This window comes from Arenicella sp. 4NH20-0111 (assembly GCF_040366405.1).
GTDB lineage: Bacteria > Pseudomonadota > Gammaproteobacteria > Arenicellales > Arenicellaceae > Arenicella.
In genome coordinates this window covers 23459-45143 of record NZ_BAABWF010000009.1, presented here as the reverse complement: position 1 = coordinate 45143, position 21685 = coordinate 23459, and the positions used below count along the sequence as shown (strand labels likewise).

Below are 21685 nucleotides of genomic sequence, written 5' to 3'. Positions count from 1 at the left end.
CAGAATTCGTTGTTAACGCGAGCTATACCCGATAGCTGCTTTCAATGTGTTCACGAGTGACCACGCCATATATTCGCTTCTTTGAGTCTCCGTGGGCCCCATTTATATATAGCACTTCACATTGTTCTGAATTCATTTTTTCATGCGCTTCTTGAAGTGTGGCAATGATCGTTATCGACGTTGTATCCAGCCTTTTCGCGGGGATTTTTAGTAGATCCAGCGTAATTTCTTCGCCTGTGCTTTTGGCTGTTATGCGATTCTCTTGTTGTTCATTGAGGTATCGAGCTAAGTCTGTCGCCGGCAGTAAACTCGTCTTACGATCGTCATCTTTGTCTACTATTAGTACCCATCTTGGTTCTTGTTTAAGAAGAGCAAAAGCGTCTGATTCCAGTACATGACGAGATTGTTGCAATATCTTCCGATCCATCACGCTTGCAACGCCAACTCGCCTAAGCGCTTTCGCAAGCGGGCTGTTGCGATAGTCTAAGCCTTTTGCAAGCATAAGGTGGCGATAGATGGAGGACTTTCCAAACACAACACGCGTCACTAAGGAGGCGGTTATTACCGCCGTCATGCCGGGAAGGATAATCGCGTGGTTAGTGGTGAGTTCGAGTAAATAGATGAGTGCTGCCAATGGTGCTTGAAGTGTAGCGGCCATCATGGCAGCCATTCCCAGCACAGCGAATAGTCCCACGTGGCTAGAGTCAGGTAGGACGCTCTCGGCAACTAAGCCCGATGCAGCACCAGCCGCGGCACCGATGAATAAGGTGGGGCCAATTAAGCCAGCAGGCACGCCAAGGCCGATCGCAGCAGCCGTCGTTACGGTCTTAGCCACCAGCAGCAGTATCACGAACGTTAAGCCTAAGCCGACTTCAGGACTTAGTGTTAGCAACTGATCTACGGTGTCGTACCCCGTTCCCATGACCTCAGGTAGCTGGAATGCGACCAAGCCAGTAAAAACGCCAGCGATGGTGGTTCGTAACCAAATGTTGTAACGATTAAATGCCGAGCTGGTAAACATGGTCGTTTGAATGAAGGCTGCCGCGATAAATCCGATAAATGCCCCCATCAGAGCTACTACAGGTAAATCTGCGACCGACTGAATGGTAAACTCAGGTACAAATAGGCCTGAGGCATCCCCAAATGTTAACCGTGTGAGTGACGCCGCACTTACGGCCGCCAAAATCACCGGTGTGAACCCAACGACCGTATATTCCATGATGACAACTTCCATGGCGAAAATAACACCAGCGAGCGGGGTATCGAATGCGGCGGAAATGGCTGCTGCCACGCCGCTTCCCACGAGGATACGAACACCATTATTGGGTATCGATAGAAGCCGACCCAGTGAGCTTCCTCCAGCCGCGCCCAAGTGGACGCTGGGGCCTTCTTTTCCGACGGATTGACCCGAAATTAGAGAGATCGAGGCCACAAAAAATTGAACAACGGCGTTACGAAATGGAAGGTGCCCTTGATGATAATCCAATCGTTCGATGACGTGAACGATGCCCACGTTTCTCGATTTAGATTTCAGTACGTGCAACAGAAATCCAACTACGATGCCACCCGCAGCACACAATAAAAAACGCGCATGCCCACTCAAGGACTCAAACCCTTCGGGGTTGCCGTCAGGTAACAGTCCCGTTAAGTTTGATTCGATAACCAGTCTAAAGAGTATGATTATCCCACCTGAAAACACGCCACAAACCAAGCCTAAAAGTGCCAGCAATGGCAGGCCTTCAATGTCGCTTGCCAATCTAACCTGTTGAGCCTCAATGAAGCGGTGATATGTGCCGCGAACGAACTCTGTTAGTCTTTGAGAAAACTCATTGAATTTCATTGGTTACCATCACCGGCGTCAGGGCGTGCGTCTCGACTAAAAAGGAGTGACTATATTTTCATCGACAGTGAGCAGCGCTGCTTTAAAATCCGCTTGTATACGTTCCAATGCTTGCTGGCTATCTCCCTCAAATCTGAGTACTAAGATCGGCGTGGTGTTAGAGGGACGAATTAAACCAAAACCATCTGCGTAATCAACCCTAATACCGTCAATCTTACTCACCGTTGCTTGTTCGCTAAATGTCGCCGATTCCTTAAGCTTGTCCATAAAAGCATAGTGCTCGCCTTCGGCAAAGTCGATGCGAAGTTCAGGGGTGTTAAAGCTGTTTGGCAGTGCATTAAATACCTGTTGTGGCGTCTGATCCAGTTTTGACAATAATTCGATTAACCTAGCGCCTGCGTATACCCCGTCGTCAAATCCAAACCAGCGTTCCTTGAAAAATATATGGCCGCTCATTTCGCCAGCAAGCTCAGCCCCTGTTTCTTTTAGTTTGGCTTTGATGAAAGAGTGGCCAGTTCGCCACATTGTGGGCTTTCCGCCTGCTTTCTCGATCGCCACAGGTAGATTTCTAGAGCACTTAACATCGTAGATTATTTCAGTGCCGGGGTTGCGACTCAGAACATCTTGGGCAAAGAGAATCATTTGCCTGTCGGCCCAGACTATTTGGCCATCAGGAGTGATTACACCTAAGCGGTCGCCATCGCCATCAAACGCAAGGCCTATCTCCGCGTTATTGTCTTTTACCGCTTTGATAAGGTCCTGTAGGTTCTCTATTTGACTTGGGTCTGGGTGATGGTTTGGGAATGTGCCGTCCACTTCACTAAACAATTCAATGACTTCGCAGCCGAGTTGCTTGAATACTTGCGGTGCGGTTGCTCCAGCCACGCCATTGCCAGAATCAATGACTATTTTCATTTTTCTTGCAGGTTTCACATCATCAATGATGCGCGCAATATAGTCTTCAATAACTTCTTCTTCAGTGTAGGTTCCAGCGCCTTCACTGTAATCGCTATTAAGTATTCGTTGTTTGATGCCTTGAATGCGTTCTGCAGACAGAGTGACGCCGTCTACCACCATCTTATAGCCATTATAGTCTGGTGGATTGTGGCTGCCAGTGATGGCAATGCACGATGGAATGTTTTTGGAATAACTGGAGTAGTACACCACCGGAGAGGGGGCAACGCCAATATCAACCACGTTCACGCCTGAGGCTCTGAGGCCGTTTGACAACGCTTCAGCGAGGCGAGGCCCAGAAAGTCTACCGTCCCGTCCAATGACGATGCTGTCGCCACCGGATGCGATGACTTCGCTGCCGACAGCACGGCCAATATTGAAGGTTACGTCAATGGTGAGTGTGTCATCGACAATGCCGCGAATGTCGTATGCCTTAAAGATAGAGTGAGGAAAAGTCATATATGAATTTAGTCTGTTCTTTTATGAATAGTGTACGTTACTTTTATAGCATGTGTACCCCACGGAGGGGGAAGCTAAATACAGATGAGTTCACTGTCTGCGTTGAGTTGACAACAAAAAGGGAGCCATCAGGCTCCCTTAAGCGTAACAACTAAGGACAGTACACTCTAGTTTACCTTATGAAGCGCTCTTCCATCGACCGCGAGAGCGGCCTCATGCATTGCCTCTGATAAGGTCGGGTGCCCGTGAATAGTACGCGCGATGTCTTCAGTGGATGCTGAGTACTCCATTGCGAGCACGGCTTCAGAGATAAGTTCTGACGCATTAGGGCCTAAGATGTGTACGCCAAGAACTCTATCGGTCTCAGCATCCGCGATCATTTTCACTCGGCCGCCTTTTTCGTTCATCGCTAAAGATCGGCCATTTGCTGCAAATGGAAAGAACCCTGTTTTATAGTTTAGGCCCTGCTCTTTGGCCTGTTCTTCATTGATCCCAACCCAAGCAATCTCTGGGTGAGTGTAAATAACCCAAGGCACGGTATCGTGATTTACGTGTGGTTTCTGGCCCGCGATAATCTCCGCCGCGGCCACACCTTCTTCTGACCCTTTGTGGGCTAGCATCGGGCCTTTAACGGCATCTCCGACGGCGTAGACACCAGGTATGTTTGTTCTTAGTTGGTCATCAACGTCAATTCTGCCGCGTTCGTCTAGTGCTAAACCAACGTCTTGCGCAGCAATATCTTGCGTGCTGGGCTTTCTTCCGACGGCGACGATTAATTTGTCAAACGTGGCAGTGTGCTCTTCGCCTTTAAATGTATAGGTAACCTCCACAGACTTTTTGGAGAGTTTTGTGCCAGTAACCATGGCTCCCAGCTTAATGTCTAGTCCTTGGCCTTTGGTAAATGTTCGTTGCGCTTCGCGAGCTAGTTGTTTATCAACTGGAGCCAAGAACGTATCCATGGCTTCCAAAATAGTAACATCGGCTCCCAATCGATTCCAAACACTGCCGAGTTCTAAACCGATAACCCCGGCACCAATAACGCCTAACTTCTTTGGAACCTCATTAATGTCTAAGGCTCCAGCATTATCTAAAATTAGCTCATTATCGACTTCCGCCACGGGAATGTTAATTGGCTCAGAACCACAGGCCAAAATAATGTTGTCAGCAGAGTAAACTTTAGTGCCGTCTTTCGATGACACTTCGACCTGTTTGTCTTTTAGTAGTTTTCCGTGACCGTGAAGGGAGGTGATTTTGTTTGCTTTGAAAAGCATCGCAACACCACCGGTGAGATTATTAACAATCTCATCTTTGCGCGCGATCATCTTTTCAACATCGACTTTAACTTTGCCAACTGAAATGCCGTGATTGGCGAATTCATGTTCAGCTTGCTCGACTTTTTCTGATGAGTCTAGCAAGGCTTTGGATGGTATGCAGCCTACGTTCAAACAAGTTCCACCAAGCGATTGCTTACCTTCCTTATTCTCCCATTTGTCCACACAGGCAGTATTAAACCCCAATTGTGCACAACGAATAGCCGCAACATAGCCAGCGGGACCGGCACCTACAACAATAACGTCAAATTTTTCTGACATAGCTAATTTCTAATTCGATTTAAGTGTATGAAGGTAGGTTCGCAGTGGATTGACCACAGTTACCTTCCTTCAGAGTTGTTTGCTCCACGAGCAGCCATACGAGACGCTCTGGGAGACTCTAGGAGAGCCTCACCGTGAGCCGTCTCAGTTAAAGTTCCAATAAGAGGCGTGCAGGATCTTCTAAGCACTCCTTAATGGTTCTAAGGAATAACACTGATTCCTTACCATCAATAATGCGATGATCATAAGTAAGCGCTAAGTACATCATCGGACGGATGACCACTTCACCATTTTCAGCAACCGGCCTTTCTTCGATTCTGTGCATACCTAAGATCGCACTTTGAGGTGGGTTGACAATGGGAGTGGACAACATGGAACCGAAAACGCCACCATTCGAAACCGTGAACGTACCGCCTACAAGGTCTTCCATGGTGAGTTTGCCTTCTTTGGCTTTTTGACCATACTCGCCAATAGACTTTTCGACGCCGGCAAAATTCATCTGGTCTACATCTCGAAGAACTGGGACAACCAAGCCGCGTGGAGAGGATGCTGCGATACCCACATCATAATAATCATGATAAACGATGTCGTTACCGTCTATCGACGCGTTAACCGCAGGGAAGCGTTTGAGTGCTTCGATTGCCGCTTTAACGAAAAACGACATAAAACCAAGGCGAGTGCCGTGTTTTTTCTCAAACAGTTCTTTGTATTGCTTGCGAATGTCGATGACGGCTTGCAAATTCACATCATTGAACGTCGTTAACATTGCCTGCGTATCTTGAGCTTCCTTAAGTCGACGCGCAATCGTTGATCTAAGTCGAGTCATTGGAACTCGTCTTTCAGTGCGTTCACCGGCTTGCGCTGTTTTCACTTCTTTGGCGGGACCGTCGGACTTCGCTGCCGTTTTACTCGCATTGATGTGATTTTGAACGTCTTCCTTGAGGATTCGCCCATTTTTGCCAGTGCCTTTAATGCTGGCCGCATCTAAATTGTTATCAGCCACCATCTTGCGTACGGCTGGGCTCAATTTATCTGAGTCATCGCTAGCGTGCTCCTCAGTCGGGGCTTGTGTAGCGCTTGCTTCGATCTGTGGTGCGGCGGCTGGTTTCGATGCAGACGCGCCTTCCTCGATGATTGCAATAATGTCTTGCTCACCCACAGTTGCGCCTTCTTCAGCTCTGATTTCTTTAATCGTTCCGTTTACCGTGCTCGGTACTTCGAGAACTACCTTTTCTGTTTCAATGTCGACTAGGTTTTCATCAATGCTGACGGAATCACCGACCTGCTTGTGCCAAGTCGCGACCGTGGCTTCGGCTACTGATTCTGGTAGAATTGGGACTTTAATTTCAACTGTCATATTCTTCTGCTCCTGCAATACGCTTGTCTGAGCTGCTTGTTCGTGGAGTTTAATTTAGTGCTTCGTTAATAGTAATAGAGTAGGGACTAGTGATAAGCCTCTACTCGATATGTGTCTTCTTCATCAAGAGGCGACAGTGCCGCGTGAACCAAACGTGTTTGTTGTTCTCGATGAACCGCTAGATAGCCTGCAGCTGGTGAAGCGGAAGCTTCACGACCGGCATAAAGTACCGTCGTGCCGTCTTCTACACACCGCTTTATGTGGTGCATGATTTGATACCAAGCGCCCTGATTCTTAGGCTCTTCTTGACACCATACGACCTCATTCGCATTCGGGTAACGTTTTAATTCATCAATCACTTCGGTGCGAGGGAACGGATAGAGCTGTTCCACGCGTACGATGGCTATATCTTTGATTTTGTCTTCACGGCGCTGTTCAAGCAGGTCGTAATACACTTTCCCAGTACACAATACGACGCGTTTTACGTCTTTATTGGTGAGCTTGTCGACTTCCGGAATCACATTCTGAAACCGTCCGCTGTGCAGCTCTTCTAAGCTTGATGTCGAAAGCTTATGACGCAACAGGCTCTTGGGAGTCATTACAATCAACGGCTTTCGATAAGGTCGAACCATTTGGCGGCGTATCATGTGAAACATTTGCGCAGGAGTGCTTGGCACACACACCTGCATATTGTGCTGAGCACAAAGTTGTAAATATCGTTCCAGGCGAGCAGACGAGTGTTCAGGGCCTTGGCCTTCATAGCCGTGTGGCAAGAACATAGTCAACCCGTTCAAGCGGCCCCATTTAGCTTCACCGCTGGATATGAATTGGTCTAGAACAACCTGAGCGCCATTGGCGAAGTCACCAAATTGAGCTTCCCAAATCACCATCGTCTTAGGGTCTGAACAGGCATACCCATATTCAAAGCCAAGTACTGCTTCTTCAGATAACAACGAATTGATTATGTCAATATTGGGTTGTTTGTCCTTAATGTGCCGCAATGGCATGTAGGTCTCTTTGTTTTCGGTGTTGTGCAAGACTGCGTGCCGATGGAAGAATGTTCCTCGTCCACAATCCTGGCCTGACATACGGATAGAAAAGTTTTCATCGAGCAACGTTGCGTAGGCCAAATTTTCCGCCATACCCCAATCCAAAGGCTGCTCCCCAGCGCGCATTTTTTCGCGCGAGTTCATTATGCTTTTGGTTCTCGCGTGCAGTTTCACATCAGCGGGTACGTCTAACAGGCGCTCAGCGAGAAAGTCTAAACGTTTCGCGTTGAACCCTGTGTCCGTTTTGTGTTCCCAATGAATATTGAAATACGGCGACCAGTCTACGGTGTGATCTCCTTGTTGCACCTCAACGTATTCTGGCACAACTCGTTCCCCAGCGACCATAGACGCTCGGTATTCGGCCTTCATTTGATCTTCTGTTTCTTGATCGATCACACCGCTGTCTATCAATTTTTGCGCATACAGACGGCGCGTCGTTGATAGAGCTTTGATGTTTTTATACATCATCGGTTGAGTCACCGATGGTTCATCAGATTCGTTATGGCCATGGCGTCGGTAACAGACTAAATCTATCACGACGTCGGTGTGGAACTTCATGCGGAAATCAATGGCAATTTGTGTCGCGAATATAACGGCTTCAGGATCATCACCATTTACGTGGAAGATGGGGGCTCCAACCATTTTGGCAATTTCAGTACAGTACGGTGTAGATCGCGAATCTTTGGGGTTGCTGGTGGTGAAGCCAACCTGATTGTTGATCACGATATGTACCGTTCCACCTGTATAGTAGCCACGGCATCCAGACATTTGAAATGTCTCCATAACCACGCCTTGACCGGCAAATGCGGCATCGCCGTGGATGGATATTGGAAGCACCGTATTGCCCTCAGCGTCATCTCGTCGCTCTTGGCGAGCGCGTACAGAACCCTCTACCACGGGACTAACGATCTCCAAATGGGAAGGGTTAAACGCTAAAGACAGATGAACTGGACCACCTTTGGATTGAATGTCTGATGAGAAACCTTGATGGTATTTTACATCGCCACTTTCCGCCAACTCATTGATGTCGTATTTTCCTTCAAATTCAGAAAACAGAGTGTTTGGGGATTTGCCGAGCGTATTAACAAGAACGTTTAACCTACCTCGATGTGCCATTCCGATTATGACTTCTTTGACCCCATCGGCGCCGCCTTGCTGAATCATTTGGTCCAGCATTGGAATTAGGCTCTCTCCGCCCTCAAGTGAGAAACGTTTTTGACCGACGTATTTGGTATGGAGGTAACGCTCCATGCCTTCGGCCGCGGTTAAACGATTCAAAATATGAACTTTTTGATCATTATCGAACGGGTCGTGCCCAACAGGTTGCTCGAGCCTGGTTCTTAACCAACGTCGTTGACTGGCGCTAGCCATGTGCCCGTACTCGTATCCAATTGAGCCGCAATAGTTCGCCTTAAGAATGGCAACGATGTCACGTAATGTTAGGCGGTCTGGTGCACGCAGAGGGCCAGTATCAAAGACTGTGTCTAGATCTGACTCTGAAAGACCATGATAAGACAGCTCAAGCTCAGAGGCGTCTTGTTCTTCCATTTCATTAATGGGGTCAATCTTCGCTCGTTTATGTCCCATAGCACGATAGGTGCTAATTAATCGAGAAACTGAGCCCTGTTTTGTAGCCATGGCTGCATCTAGGCTGCCTCCACTACTGCTTGATGATATTGTCGCCGCCGACGATGTGCTTAAGTTAGCAAAGTAAGATTGCCATTCTTGTGAAACAGAATTTGGGTCTTCTTGGTATTGTTCGAAAACGTCTTCCAAGAACGCGATATTTTGGCCATTTAATAGGCTAAGAGGATCTGAGTTAGTGCTCATTTGATTGGATTTTTGCCCAGTCGTTACTGATTTAGAGTTTAGATTGATTTCGTGTATTTAAGGTCTAATTTCCTGATCTTTTTTGGTGCATCAAACGTATTTTTGAACCAAATTTGACCACTGTTTTGATCAATCAGGACGCTTCTGAAACTTAGACGGTAAACAGCTGAAGTATGCCACTTTATTTGGTAGGTGTCGTGCGCTTTTCGCCTTTTAGACATTTGCCGCAATCCTTGATTGACGGTCTGTCTGTATTCCTTGGTGAAAATCCCTTTCTCTATTAATTTCAGGGCCTAAAAAAGAAAGGCCACCGCAATGGGTGGCCTTTAAGGACTGATTCTATGATTGCTGTTTATGAGCGGTAATCATCTGGCACGTGACGCTCGCCAAAGCCTTGGTAGTTTTGGCGAGGGCGCGTAATACGGAATTCAGGGTCTTCCATCAACTCCATCCATTGAGCTAGCCAGCCCGCTGTACGAGGAATTGCAAATAGCACGGTAAATGCCTCCATTGGGAAACCCATGGCTTCGTATATTAGGCCCGAGTAGAAGTCCACGTTCGGATACAAGTTGCGCTTAACAAAGTAGTCATCTTCCAACGCAATGCGTTCTAGCTCCATTGCAACGTCGATAAGCGGGTTGCGGCCAGTAACTTCAAACACTTCGTCTGCGATTTGCTTAACGATTCGTGCTCGTGGGTCGTAGTTTTTGTAAACTCGATGACCAAAGCCCATTAAGCGAATTTCGCCGCTCTTGCATCGTTTAACGTAGTCGGCGACGTTGTCTTTTGTGCCGATTTCACGCAGCATGTTTAATACCGCTTCGTTTGCGCCACCATGAGACGGGCCGTAAAGTGCCGCCGCTGCACCAGCAACGGATACAAATGGATCTGCTTTTGAGCTAGCAATATTACGCATGGCGCTGGTAGAGCAGTTTTGCTCATGATCAGCGTGAAGGATAAACAGGACGTCAAGCGCGCGTTCAAGAACCGGGTCCGCTTGGTAACGTGGCTCGACCATGCGATACATCATATTAAGAAAATTGCCCGTGTAGCTTAGCTCATTATCAGGGTAGATATACGGCAAGCCGCGGCTATTTCTGTATGCGTATGACGCTATTGTTGGAGTCTTTCCTATTAGGCGGCAAGCCTGCAACATGCGTGCTTCTTTGCTTTCAACTTCCTTAGCGTCTGGATAGAACGTTGACAGTGCCGCGACGGTTGAAATAAACACGCCCATTGGGTGTGCGTCGTAGTTGAAGCCACCCATTAAACGTTTGGTTTTTTCGTGAAGCATGGTGTGGTGGGTAATTCGTTCTTCCCAGGACGCCGATTCGCTGGCATTAGGCAATTCGCCGTTGAACAATAGATACACTACGTCCAAGAACGTGCTCTTTTCAGCCAGTTGTTCTATGGGGTAACCACGGTAACGTAAAATACCTTGTGAGCCATGAAGGTCGGTGATTCGGCTTGTGCAGCTCGCCGTATTTAGATACCCGGGATCGTAGCTCATCATGCCAAAATCGCCTTCGTTTACTTTGATTTGGCGTAGATGACTGGCACTTATATTGCCGTCTACGATATCGACCTCGTACTCTTTTCCTGTGCGATTATCTCGTATGGATAGGGTATCTGACATAACTTCCTCATATAACGTGTGTAAGGTTTGCTGGTATTTTGGTGTTGAGACTCAATCGTCGGCGCGCTTAGTACTGCTCGTTTTCGATGAAAACGATAATAGTAGGCGGCAACAAATTGGTCTTTTACTTTACACCAGCAAAAATGAACCTAAGAACTGGTAAGAAACAGCTCTGTGATGAAATTTGACGCGGAGTATAGCAAATTCCTGTCAAAAAAATAATACAGCGCTCGCCTCTGAATTATATAGTTAGTATTTAACAGCCAAATAATCGCGAAATTTGGCGATTATTTGACACCGGTATGACCAAATCCTCCGTCTGAGCGCTCGGATTGGGTAAATTCGCTAACAATTTCAAACTCAGCTTGCACAATGGGCACCAGCACCATTTGAGCGATTCGGTCGCCTGCTTCTACAGTAAACTCCTTGTTTCCTCGATTCCACATTGAGACCATTAACGGGCCTTGGTAGTCAGAGTCTATTAAGCCGGTTAAGTTGCCAAGGACCATGCCATGCTTATGGCCTAGGCCTGATCTAGGGAGTAAGATGGCCGCCAGACTTGGATCCGCCACATAGATGGACATGCCCGTTGGGAGTAAATGTGTTTCTCCAGGCAGAATGGTCAGCGAATCGTCGATACACGCTCGAAGATCCATGCCAGCTGACCCTTGAGTGGCATAGTTTGGAAGTTCAAATTCGTTACCCAATCGGTCATCAAGAATTTTTAGTTGTATTGGTGTCTTCATGTTTGTAAGTGGTGTGTTCGTATCTAAAGTCGGTATCAGTAATGCGGAATTACTCTGGAAGGTGCTCTGATATGTTTGAAATGAGATTTCGAGCTAAGGCGAACTTGTTTTGCTTTGGAAGCTCAATCACAGCCTCTTTTGTGATTAACGTGATCGCATTATTTTGCGATCCAAACCCGCCGTCAGCGATGCCTACACGATTAGCGGCAATCATATCCAGCTTTTTGCGTTCAAGTTTTCCTCGAGCATAATCGACAACGTCGTTTGTTTCCGCCGCGAAGCCCACACAAAAAGGTCGATTTGTGTGGCAGGCCACTTCGGCCAAAATGTCTGGGTTTTTGGTCATTTTAATGACCATTTCATCGGCATTTTTTTTGATTTTTTGGTCAGCGGAGTCGATGGGTCTGTAGTCCGCTACGGCCGCGACGCCAATGAATATGTCCTGCGAATCGATGTCATTGAAAACCGCTTGGCGCATATCTAATGCAGAAATGATATTGACGCATTTTACTCTTTCAGGAGGGGGTAGGTTGGTTGGGCCAGACACCAGTGTGACAGTGGCCCCGGCCTCGACAGCGGCTTGAGCCAAAGCATAGCCCATTAACCCCGAGCTGTGATTTGTAATGCCTCTCACGGGGTCGATGGCTTCCCAGGTCGGGCCAGCGGTTATCATCACATTTTTACCACTCAGTGAGCCCGTGGAAAACGAAGCGCCAACTCTTGCGGCTATGTCTGTCGGTTGAAGCATTCGCCCAGGACCCACTTCGCCGCAGGCCTGTTCGCCAGAATCCGGTCCCAAAATGAGTGTGTTGCGCTTAGCCAGCGTGGCCAAGTTTTCTATGGTGGCCGGGTTTTGCCACATTTGCTGGTTCATCGCCGGTGCGATGGCGACAGGTGCTTGCGTTGCAACGCATACCGTTGTCAGTAATTCATCTGCATTTCCCTGGCACAGTCTAGCAATAACATTGGCTGTTGCTGGTGCGATCAACACAATGTCTGCCCATCTGGCCAAGTCAATGTGGCCCATGCCCGATTCGCTTTCGGCGGTCATGGCGTAGTTATGCACAGGCCTGCCGCTGACCGCCTGTAGTGCCAATGGTGCTACGAATTGATCTGCATTGCGAGTAAGGATAACTTCGACTTCCGCACCCAATTCAGTAAGTTTACGTACCAGGTCGGGCCCCTTATAGGCGGCTATACCTGCGCTAATTCCCAGCAGAACGCGTTTGTTACTTAATGGTTTTAATGCTGTTTTCGCCATGGAGTGTGCTCTTACCTTGCTAAACGATTTCTCGTTGGCCATTTGTATTGTAGTCGTGACTGATCTTCAGAACCACGTTTATTAAGAGCGCGATTATCACCGATTGCTGGCAATTTTTCAGCCAAATATCTGAATTCATTGGTGCGAAAGTTTGCGAAGCCCTGTGCAGCTATGATTAAATGATGCCACTAACCACAAGGAGTGTGCTAATGACTACCAGACATTTACCGATTAAAGATTGGCCTCAAACCGAGCAGCCAAGAGAGAAACTTTTGAATAAGGGGCCGGATACGCTCAGCGATGCTGAGTTGTTGGCTATTTTTTTGCGGACAGGCATACCCGGTAAGTCTGCAATAACAATCGCCCGCGACGCTTTATTAGAGGCCGGAAGCCTAAGGCGGTTACTTAATATGAGCCCAGTTGATTTGTGTAAGTTTAAAGGGGTGGGTACGGCTAAATATGTGCAGTTTCAAGCCGGATTAGAATTGGGGCGGCGATACCTAAAGGAGCAGCTTGAAAAAGGAACACGGATAACCAGCCCAGATATTTCACGAGACTATTTAACTCTCCAATTACGAGACAAGCCTTATGAGGCGTTTTATGTGATGTATTTAAACAGTAAGCATAGCGTTATTCATAGTGAAGAATTGTTTCGTGGTACCATCGACAGTGCGTCTGTGCCAATTCGAGAAGTGGTGAAGGAGGCCCTCAAATTCAATGCCGCTGCGTTGATTGTTGCTCACAATCACCCTTCGGGTGTCGCTGAACCAAGCGGTGCTGACAAAGCGTTAACCGAGACCTTGAGTTTGGCATTAGAAATGGTTGGAGTGAATCTGTTAGATCATTTTGTGGTGGGAGACGGAGAAGTTGTTTCATTTGCCGAAATGGGGTGCCTGTAGTCTAAAATATCAAGTGACGCGATCAGATTTGAGAAAACCGCAAAAAGCCGAGCTAAAAAGCGAAGAATTGGTTTTATTTTCAATGCCTTTCTGGTATAAATCGCCCCCTGAAGTGAATAGGGCGGCTTATAAAACGCTCTATTGTAACGTTAACGATTTAAAAACAATCGCTTAGGCTGATTTAAGGTTAAAAGGTCGGTCTCAGCTAAGTTGCTGAGTTGAAATATAGATTCAGTGCGGGTAACTCTTGTTTGAGTTTGCGCAATAAACTTATTGCAGAAAACTAAGCGTTTAATTGAAGAAAAAAGTTTAGAAGGTTAGAACAATGTCTAGAATATGTCAGGTAACTGGAAAGGGTACGACGTTTGGTAACAACGTATCTCACGCGAAAAATCGCACACGCCGCACTTTCCTACCGAATTTGCATTACCGTAAGTTTTGGGTAGAAAGTGAAAGTCGTTGGGTTCGATTACGTGTGTCTTCAAAAGGTATCCGTATCATTGATAAGAAAGGCATTGACACAGTTCTAGCCGACCTTCGTTCTAACGGTGTTAAGGTATAATTGGCCACTCGAATTAAGAGAAGCTAGGAGAAAATCATGAGAGATAAAATCAAATTGGTGTCTACGGCTAAAACAGGCCACTATTACACCACTACAAAAAATAAGCGAACGCAGACTGAGAAAATGGTTGTAAAAAAATACGACCCTGTTGTACGCAAGCACGTCGACTATAAGGAAGCTAAAATCAAATAAGATTTTACTCGCTTTTTTCTAAAGATTAAAAAAACCAGCCATAGGCTGGTTTTTTTTTGCGCGCATGGTTTTGGGAGCTAGAAAGTCGCCCCATATTGCCGTATTCGTAATCAATATCTTACGACTTAGTATGCTAAGATGATCGGCTGTTGATCCGGCCTAGATAGGCTGCGATCTTTTTGTAAGTTGGTCGCCCTTATTTAAACCCCTGTTACCTTGTTTTAAAGATTATTCCTATAGTTATGGCCACAACTCCTGAAGAAGACGCCCTTAAACTACCTCCACAAGCCATAGAAGCCGAGCAGTCAATATTGGGCTCAATGATGCTCGATAATCGAGTTATTGATGACATCAGTATGGAACTCGAAGGTCGAGACTTCTATCGCAACGATCATCAGTTGATATTTAATGAGATTGTGAAGCTAGGTACGGCCGGTGACGCCGCTGACGTTGTTACCGTCTCAGAGACACTGACTCATCTGGGGGAGTTAGATAACGTGGGCGGCATGGCGTATCTTGGGTCATTAGCAAAGAATACGCCGAACACAGGTAACGTAAAATCGTACGCTAAGATTGTGCGTGATAGGGCAATCTTGCGCCGTTTGATTGACAGCGCCAATGATATTGTTAAGCGCGCATACAATCCAGAAGGGAGTACTCCCGAAGAAGTATTGGATTTCGCTGAATCATCAATCTTTGAAATCGCCAAGAATAACACTCAAGCCAAGGCGGGGTTCCAAAAAATTGATGTGCTGCTAAAAGAGGCAGTACAAAAAATTGATGAACTCTTTAAGACTAAATCTACCGTCACTGGTGTCTCCACGGGGTTTAGTGATCTGGATAAGCAGACCAGTGGAATGCAGGAAGGCGATTTGATCGTTGTGGCCGGTCGACCATCAATGGGCAAAACGTCGTTTTCAATGAACTTGATTGAGTACGCCGCCATTCACGAGAATCTTCCGGTTGCGGTGTTTAGTATGGAAATGCCTGGGTCCTCATTGGCCGCCAGAATGATGGCATCGTTGAGTCGCGTTGACTCGGGCAAGCTCCGTACCGGGCAGCTTGAAAACGAAGATTGGCCTAAGCTGACGTCGGCTGTAAGTATATTGAATGAAAAGAACATATACATTGATGACACGCCGAATTTATCACCATTAGAAGTACGTACCAGGGCAAGGCGCTTGGCGGCAGAACATGAACATGGTTTGGGTTTGATCATGCTCGACTACCTTCAATTGATGCGGGGCAATGACTCCAGCGGCACGGAAAACAGAACCCTGGAGATTTCTAATATCACCCGATCCTTGAAAGGTCTCGCAAAAGAATTGGAATGCCCGATTATTATCCTTTCGCAGTTAAATCGTGCGTTGGAGCAGCGACCAAATAAAAGGCCGGTGATGTCCGATTTACGTGAGTCGGGCGCGATTGAGCAGGATGCGGATGTCATCATGTTTATCTATCGTGACGAGGTGTATAACAAAGACTCAGAAGCGAAAGGCATCGCTGAAATCATTATTGGTAAGCAACGTAATGGACCAATCGGCACAGTTAGACTTGCGTGGTTGGGACAATTCACTCGTTTTGAAAATTACGCAGGCCCTCAATTTGACGATGAATAGTCTCTAGTGAGGGAATGATTGTGAACGGACAACGATGTTACATTGAGTTAAACACGGATGCGTTTGCTCATAATTTAGCGTGCATAAGACAATTGGCGCCCCTCAGCAAAGTGATGGCGGTCATCAAAGCCAACGCGTATGGGCATGGGATGATGCTAGCAGCCCGGCACCTTGACGACGCCGATGAGTTTGCGGTCACGTCAACCGAAGACGCGCAGCAGCTCAGGCAAAATCAAATAGACAAACCTCTGACCTTGCTCTCTCCTATGTTCGGTGAATCCGATCTTAAGTGGATGTCGGAAAACACGGTGAGGCCGGTGATATATGACTACCACCAATTAAACTCCTTGCGTTCTGATAAGAGTTTCAAATCGTTAGATGTTTGGTTGAAAGTGGATACCGGAATGGGACGGCTTGGCTTCAGCATGGAGGAAATTCAGAGCGTATACAACTCGGTTCGTCAGCTTGCTGGCATTGGTAGCATCAGTTTAATGACTCATCTGGCACAAGCTGATCAGCCTAATTTGACGGCTAATCAGCAGCAGATTGCACTGTTTCAATCCATCGTGTCCGAGGCCAAAAACAACAATCAAACATACTCCGAGTGCAGCATTTTGAACTCGGCGGGTGTGGTGGCGTTTTCGGAAAATGCGATGGACATCATTCGACCGGGTGTGTTGCTTTACGGTGTTTCCCCTCAGCGAGGGTTGTCTTCGCAGGCGCTGGGCTTACAGCCTGTGATGACGTTTAAGAGCTCAATAATATCCGTTCGGCGTATGCCCTCAGGTTCGAGTATTGGCTACAGCGGGACCTACACGCTTGATCAGGATTCACGCATAGCCTACATTGCGTGTGGGTACGGCGATGGCTATCCTCGTCACGCTCCAAATGGAACCACAGTACTGGTTAATGGGTTTCTGGTTCCATTGGTAGGCAGAGTCTCTATGGATATGATTGCGGTGGATATTGGAGAGTTGCCTGTGAATGTGGGAGATCAAGCCGTTTTATGGGGGGAAGGCAATCCAGTTGAGGATGTGGCTGAGGCGTCGGGCACAATTGCCTATGAATTAACCTGTAAAATCACTCAGCGCGTCTCACGTGTTGTTATTCAAAATACTTGATATGGCCAAAGCGAAAACGGTATACAGCTGTACACAATGTGGATCCCAGTTTCCGAAATGGACCGGGCAATGTCAGGATTGTGGGGATTGGAACACGCTAGAAGAGGAGGCGGCACCGCAAAAGTCGTCACTATCCTCTAGCCCCAAGGCGGCAAGATTCGAAGGATTTGCCCCGAAAGCAAATGTGCAAAAGCTGCAAAAGGTTAGCTTAAAGGGAACGCCTAGGTTTCCCAGCGGACTGATTGAGTTGGACAGAGTACTTGGTGGTGGCTTGGTTCCTGGTTCTGTTATATTGCTTGGCGGTGACCCAGGGATTGGTAAATCTACCTTAATACTGCAAAGTCTTGCGTTGTTAAGCGATACCAAAAACACGCTCTACGTGACGGGTGAGGAGTCGGCAGAACAAATTGCCCTGAGAGCGACGCGATTGGGCGTACAAGACTGTGATTTAAGTTTGCTCGCTGATAACCAACTAGAGAGCATTCTGGAAGTCTCGTTGGAGCACAAGCCCGAGGTGCTCGTCATTGACTCCATTCAAACCTTATACACTGAAACCCTGCAATCGGCTCCGGGGAGTGTGGCACAAGTCCGAGAGACGGCCAGTAGATTGGTTCGCTTTGGAAAACAGACGCAGACCATTGTTATTTTGGTGGGTCACGTTACCAAAGAAGGCGCGTTGGCTGGCCCACGCGTTCTTGAGCATATGGTCGATACCGTATTGTATTTTGAAGGAGAGCAAAACAGTACCTTTCGACTAATCCGAGCTATTAAAAATCGGTTTGGTGCGGTTAACGAAATAGGGGTGTTTGCAATGACCGACATGGGGTTGAAGGAGGTATCTAATCCTTCAGCGATGTTTATTAAAAGGGCTCAGGAAGACGCTACTGGAAGTGTGGTGCTGGTTTCTCAAGAGGGCACCAGACCATTGCTGGTTGAGGTTCAATCTCTTGTTGATCAAAGTTCATTAGCCAACCCACGACGTGTGACCGTAGGCTTGGATAATCAAAGACTGGCCATGCTGCTCGCTGTGGTTAATCGTCATGCTGGATTCTCTTTGTATGACCAAGACGTTTTTGTTAACGTCATTGGTGGCGTTAAGGTGCACGAGCCTGCGGCGGATCTCGCAATTTTGTTGTCGGTTTTATCCAGTTTTAAAAACAGACGTCTCGATAGCGATCTGGCTGTTTTTGGCGAAGTTGGTTTGACCGGTGAAATACGGCCGGTCCAGAGAGGCTTGGATCGCATCAAAGAAGTTGAAAAGTTAGGCTTTCGTCGTCTGATTATGCCAAAAGGTAATCAATCTGGTGTCAAGTCTAGTAAGCTAGAGATTGTATCCGTGAATACATTGGAGGAAGCTATACGCTATGCATTTGATTAAAATTCTATTCAGTTGTGTTGTATTTTTCGTGCTTTTTGTCGACACATTAGAGGCTAAATCCGTGACGGCAATTGCGTTGTTTACCGATCGCGCCATGCTCTCGATAGACGGTAAAAAAGCCAAAATAATTCGGGCTGGCAGCGAGTATCAGGGCGTTAAACTGATTACTTCTAATACATCTGAGGCCGTTATTGAAGTGAATGGTGCAAGAGAGACGCTTACCTTAAACGGTACTACGATCGTGTCTGAGCAATTGGGTGCTTTCGATAAGAAGTCGGATGCCGTTGTTGAAATGCGTGTGGGAGCTGGCGGCTTTTTTGAAAGTGACGGTACTATTAATGGGCGTGGCATTAAGTTTTTAGTAGACACAGGTGCTAGTTTGGTTGTCTTAAGTAGTAAGCAAGCAAACTCAATTGGCTTGAGCTATTTAGATGGTGAGCGCGGCTTAGCTTCAACCGCATCTGGAACAGCCCCCATGTACACAATTCGATTGAACAGCATCTCAGTTGGCGGTATCCAATTAAACGACATTGACGCTGGTGTCATTGAAGGGGGCTTTCCTGAGGTGCCGCTTCTTGGGATGACTTTTTTGAGTAAAGTGGATATGACTCGGTCGGGTAACCTAATGACGCTAAAAGAGCGCTAAATAAGTTATCTGTGCGTTTCAAGTGCCGCATTGGCCGGTTGTGCTAACGTCAATTCATTTGGCACACTCACAGACAGACTGATCGAGCACTAGGTGACGACATCGTAATTAATACAGGTAAGGGCTTTCTTCTTTACCGCAACATCGAAGGATTTAACTTGGAAAAGACATGCACTCATAAGCAACCCAATGCGTCACATTGTTTTGTCTGCGGGACGCAAAACAGCCGTGGATTGGGCTTGAGTTTTTATGATGACGCAAGCACCACGGTAGAGAGTATATTCAAAATTCGCGAGGAATTTCAAGGGTACCCAGGAATAGCTCACGGTGGTATTTTGGCCACTATCCTTGATGAAGTCGTTGGCCGAGTAGCCATGATTGGTGATCATCATCGATTCATGATGACGGTCAACATGAAGGTTCAATTTCGAAACCCCGTACCTCTAGAAACGTGGTTGCGAGCACAGGGGAAAATTATTAAATTGAAAGGGCGATTGTGTAAGGCGCAGGGTCAGATTCTATTGCCAGACGGCAAGGTAGGCTGTGAAGCCGAGCTAACCTTAGCAGACATGCCAAGTGAGATGGCAAGTGAAAGCACCTTGAATCAATTGGGTTGGCGGCTGATTCCTGACTAAGCGGCGCATGAACGGGTAACAAATTTGTATGTATATTAATGGTGAATGGCGTAAAACAGGCGGCCGTTTTGATGTAATTAATCCAGCCACAGGAGATGTGTTGGGATGCGCCTTTGAAGCTGAGAAAATGGATGTGCTGGACGCAATTTCAGCCGCCAGTAATGCATTCGACACATGGAAAAATCGTACGGCTTACGAACGTGCGGCGGTACTTGAGAGAGCGTATAGCCTAATGCTAGAGCGCAAAGACTCTTTGGCTGAATTAATGACCAAAGAACAAGGAAAGCCGCTTAAGGCGTCGAGAAATGAGGTTCAGTACGCGGCTGATTTTCTAAAATGGTTTGCTGAAGAAGCCAAACGTAATTATGGCGAAAGCATCCCTTCTTCTAGGTCCGATCAGCGTTTCTTTGTTCGTCATGAACCTGTGGGAGTCGTCGGCGCGATAACGCCCTGGAATTACCCTATTTCCATGATTACACGAAAATTAGCGCCGGCGTTGGCCGCCGGATGCACCGTTGTTTTGAAACCGGCCGAAGCAACGCCTTTGTGTGCTACTGAAATAGTTAAAATTTTTCACGATGCAGATTGCCCTAAAGGCGTGGTGAATTTGCTGACGGCGAGCTCTCCTGTGGCAATTGGCCATGAATTTTGTACCAACAATTCGGTTAAAAAAATAACGTTTACCGGGTCGACATTGGTTGGTAAAAAGCTGGCGACTGAGGCGGCTCCTTTTTTAAAGCGAGTATCGATGGAGTTAGGAGGGCATGCTCCATTTATTGTGTACGATGATGCCGACCCCGTTCACGCAGCAAAGGGAGCGGCGTTGGTTAAATTTTTGAACGCCGGTCAAGCCTGTATTAGCCCGAACAGAATTTTTGTACAGCGCAAGATTTACGATGAATTCGTTGGCGCGCTTCATAAACGGATAGCCGCGTTAAAAGTAGGTAGCGGTCTCGATTTGAGCAATTCAGTGGGCCCATTGGTGAGCGCACAAGCCATTAAGAAAGTTCAAAGGCAGGTCAACGACGCGGTAGAGTTGGGCGCTAATCTTGTTATTGGTGGTCACAAATTAGACGATGCAGAATTATGCCAAGGACATTTTTACGCACCAACTTTACTCTCTGACGTCACAGAGGAAATGTTGATTTATCGAGAGGAAACGTTTGGCCCTGTGGCGGCGGTAATACCATTTGATACCCAGAAACAGGTGATTGAGATGGCAAATGACACGCACTATGGCTTAGCGGCGTATGTCTATACAAAGGACCTTTCAAGAGCAATGCACAGTTTTGAGTCGCTCAATGTCGGTATTGTGGGGATTAACGACATTAACCCGACCAGCGCTGCGGCCCCATTTGGCGGCATGAATTACAGCGGTTTGGGGCGAGAGGGCGCGCGTGCGGGGCTCATGGAGTACCTTGAAACTAAGTTGGGTGGCTGGTCTATATGAGTGGTTCTTTTACTCACCTTCTGAGAGTAAGGTATTCCGAGTGCGATGCTCAAGGAGTTGTCTTTAACGCCAAGTACGCCGAATACGTTGATATCGCCGCGACGGAATTTACCCGAGCTATGTGGGGCGGCTACGCTGAGATGGTGAACTCTGGGGTTGATAATCAGGTGGTAAGTTTAACCATAGATTGGAAGGCGCCTGGAAGATTCGATGATGTGCTGGCGATTGAGGTTGATGTGGCTCACATTGGTAATACGTCGTACTCTTTACAATTGAAATTTTTAAAGCACGGAGCACGCGAATTAATCGCACAGGCCAGAATAACGTATGTCTTTGTTGATTCGAGTAATTACACAAAAATTCCAATCCCAGCTGATTTGCGAAAAAAGTTAGAAATTGGCGCAAACGGATTGGTCTCTAACCATTCTGGCGTAACCATTTAGCGGTTGATTGCCAGCA

The 21685-nt window shown here is 47.1% G+C and carries 18 protein-coding genes; 10 read left to right on the top strand and 8 right to left on the bottom strand.

What is annotated here, in order from left to right; translation table 11 throughout:
• Positions 1–22: 22 nt before the first annotated feature.
• From ABWW54_RS16455 to coaBC, 8 genes are all read right to left on the bottom strand, one after another.
• On the bottom strand, positions 23–1840 hold the full coding sequence (locus ABWW54_RS16455) for a chloride channel protein (RefSeq protein ID WP_353413833.1): 1818 nt from the start codon (positions 1838–1840) through the stop codon (positions 23–25).
• A 36-nt stretch (positions 1841–1876) separates the two neighbouring features.
• On the bottom strand, positions 1877–3253 hold the full coding sequence (locus ABWW54_RS16450) for a phosphomannomutase/phosphoglucomutase (RefSeq protein WP_353413831.1): 1377 nt from the start codon (positions 3251–3253) through the stop codon (positions 1877–1879).
• A 167-nt stretch (positions 3254–3420) separates the two neighbouring features.
• A complete protein-coding gene (gene lpdA / locus ABWW54_RS16445) occupies positions 3421–4845 on the bottom strand; it encodes a dihydrolipoyl dehydrogenase (RefSeq protein ID WP_353413829.1) in 1425 nt (474 codons plus the stop codon).
• Positions 4846–4993: 148 nt separating this feature from the next.
• Entirely contained in the window at positions 4994–6202 is a 1209-nt protein-coding gene (gene odhB, locus ABWW54_RS16440; RefSeq protein ID WP_353413827.1) for a 2-oxoglutarate dehydrogenase complex dihydrolipoyllysine-residue succinyltransferase, read from the bottom strand.
• 86 nt (positions 6203–6288) lie between these two features.
• Entirely contained in the window at positions 6289–9081 is a 2793-nt protein-coding gene (locus ABWW54_RS16435) for a 2-oxoglutarate dehydrogenase E1 component (RefSeq protein WP_353413825.1), read from the bottom strand.
• A gap of 352 nt (positions 9082–9433) precedes the next feature.
• On the bottom strand, positions 9434–10717 hold the full coding sequence (locus ABWW54_RS16430) for a citrate synthase (protein ID WP_353413823.1): 1284 nt from the start codon (positions 10715–10717) through the stop codon (positions 9434–9436).
• Between the two features lie 287 nt (positions 10718–11004).
• Complete coding sequence (gene dut, locus ABWW54_RS16425) at positions 11005–11463, bottom strand: dUTP diphosphatase (RefSeq protein ID WP_353413822.1); 459 nt, start codon at positions 11461–11463, stop codon at positions 11005–11007.
• 49 nt (positions 11464–11512) lie between these two features.
• Positions 11513–12724: a bifunctional phosphopantothenoylcysteine decarboxylase/phosphopantothenate--cysteine ligase CoaBC gene (coaBC, locus tag ABWW54_RS16420; RefSeq protein WP_353413820.1), complete on the bottom strand. Its 1212-nt coding sequence runs from the start codon at positions 12722–12724 to the stop codon at positions 11513–11515.
• A gap of 209 nt (positions 12725–12933) precedes the next feature.
• On the opposite strand from coaBC, the gene radC reads away from it, so the two are divergent.
• The 10 genes from radC to ABWW54_RS16370 all read left to right on the top strand — a co-directional run bounded on the left by radC (position 12934) and on the right by ABWW54_RS16370 (position 21669).
• Entirely contained in the window at positions 12934–13623 is a 690-nt protein-coding gene (gene radC, locus ABWW54_RS16415) for a RadC family protein (protein WP_353413818.1), read from the top strand.
• A 325-nt stretch (positions 13624–13948) separates the two neighbouring features.
• Positions 13949–14185 carry a 50S ribosomal protein L28 gene (gene rpmB / locus ABWW54_RS16410; protein ID WP_353413816.1) on the top strand — a complete coding sequence of 79 codons (237 nt, stop codon included), beginning with the start codon at positions 13949–13951 and terminating at the stop codon, positions 14183–14185.
• Positions 14186–14221: 36 nt separating this feature from the next.
• Entirely contained in the window at positions 14222–14377 is a 156-nt protein-coding gene (rpmG, locus tag ABWW54_RS16405) for a 50S ribosomal protein L33 (RefSeq protein WP_353413814.1), read from the top strand.
• Between the two features lie 242 nt (positions 14378–14619).
• Positions 14620–15996: a replicative DNA helicase gene (gene dnaB, locus ABWW54_RS16400; protein WP_353413812.1), complete on the top strand. Its 1377-nt coding sequence runs from the start codon at positions 14620–14622 to the stop codon at positions 15994–15996.
• 20 nt (positions 15997–16016) lie between these two features.
• Positions 16017–17117, top strand: a complete 1101-nt coding sequence (gene alr, locus ABWW54_RS16395; RefSeq protein ID WP_353413810.1) for an alanine racemase — start codon at positions 16017–16019, stop codon at positions 17115–17117.
• A 1-nt stretch (position 17118) separates the two neighbouring features.
• The gene (gene radA, locus ABWW54_RS16390) at positions 17119–18495 is read left to right on the top strand and encodes a DNA repair protein RadA (RefSeq protein ID WP_353413808.1); all 1377 of its coding nucleotides are present in this window, start codon (positions 17119–17121) and stop codon (positions 18493–18495) included.
• Positions 18482–19141: a retropepsin-like aspartic protease family protein gene (locus ABWW54_RS16385; RefSeq protein WP_353413806.1), complete on the top strand. Its 660-nt coding sequence runs from the start codon at positions 18482–18484 to the stop codon at positions 19139–19141. Before radA ends, ABWW54_RS16385 begins: the two co-directional genes overlap by 14 nt.
• A gap of 158 nt (positions 19142–19299) precedes the next feature.
• Positions 19300–19776, top strand: coding sequence for a PaaI family thioesterase (locus tag ABWW54_RS16380; protein ID WP_353413804.1), 477 nt, complete (start codon positions 19300–19302; stop codon positions 19774–19776).
• A 28-nt stretch (positions 19777–19804) separates the two neighbouring features.
• Positions 19805–21226 carry an NAD-dependent succinate-semialdehyde dehydrogenase gene (locus tag ABWW54_RS16375; RefSeq protein WP_353413802.1) on the top strand — a complete coding sequence of 474 codons (1422 nt, stop codon included), beginning with the start codon at positions 19805–19807 and terminating at the stop codon, positions 21224–21226.
• Positions 21223–21669: an acyl-CoA thioesterase gene (locus tag ABWW54_RS16370; protein WP_353413800.1), complete on the top strand. Its 447-nt coding sequence runs from the start codon at positions 21223–21225 to the stop codon at positions 21667–21669. The genes ABWW54_RS16375 and ABWW54_RS16370 overlap by 4 nt, the downstream gene beginning before the upstream one ends.
• Positions 21670–21685 lie beyond the last annotated feature (16 nt).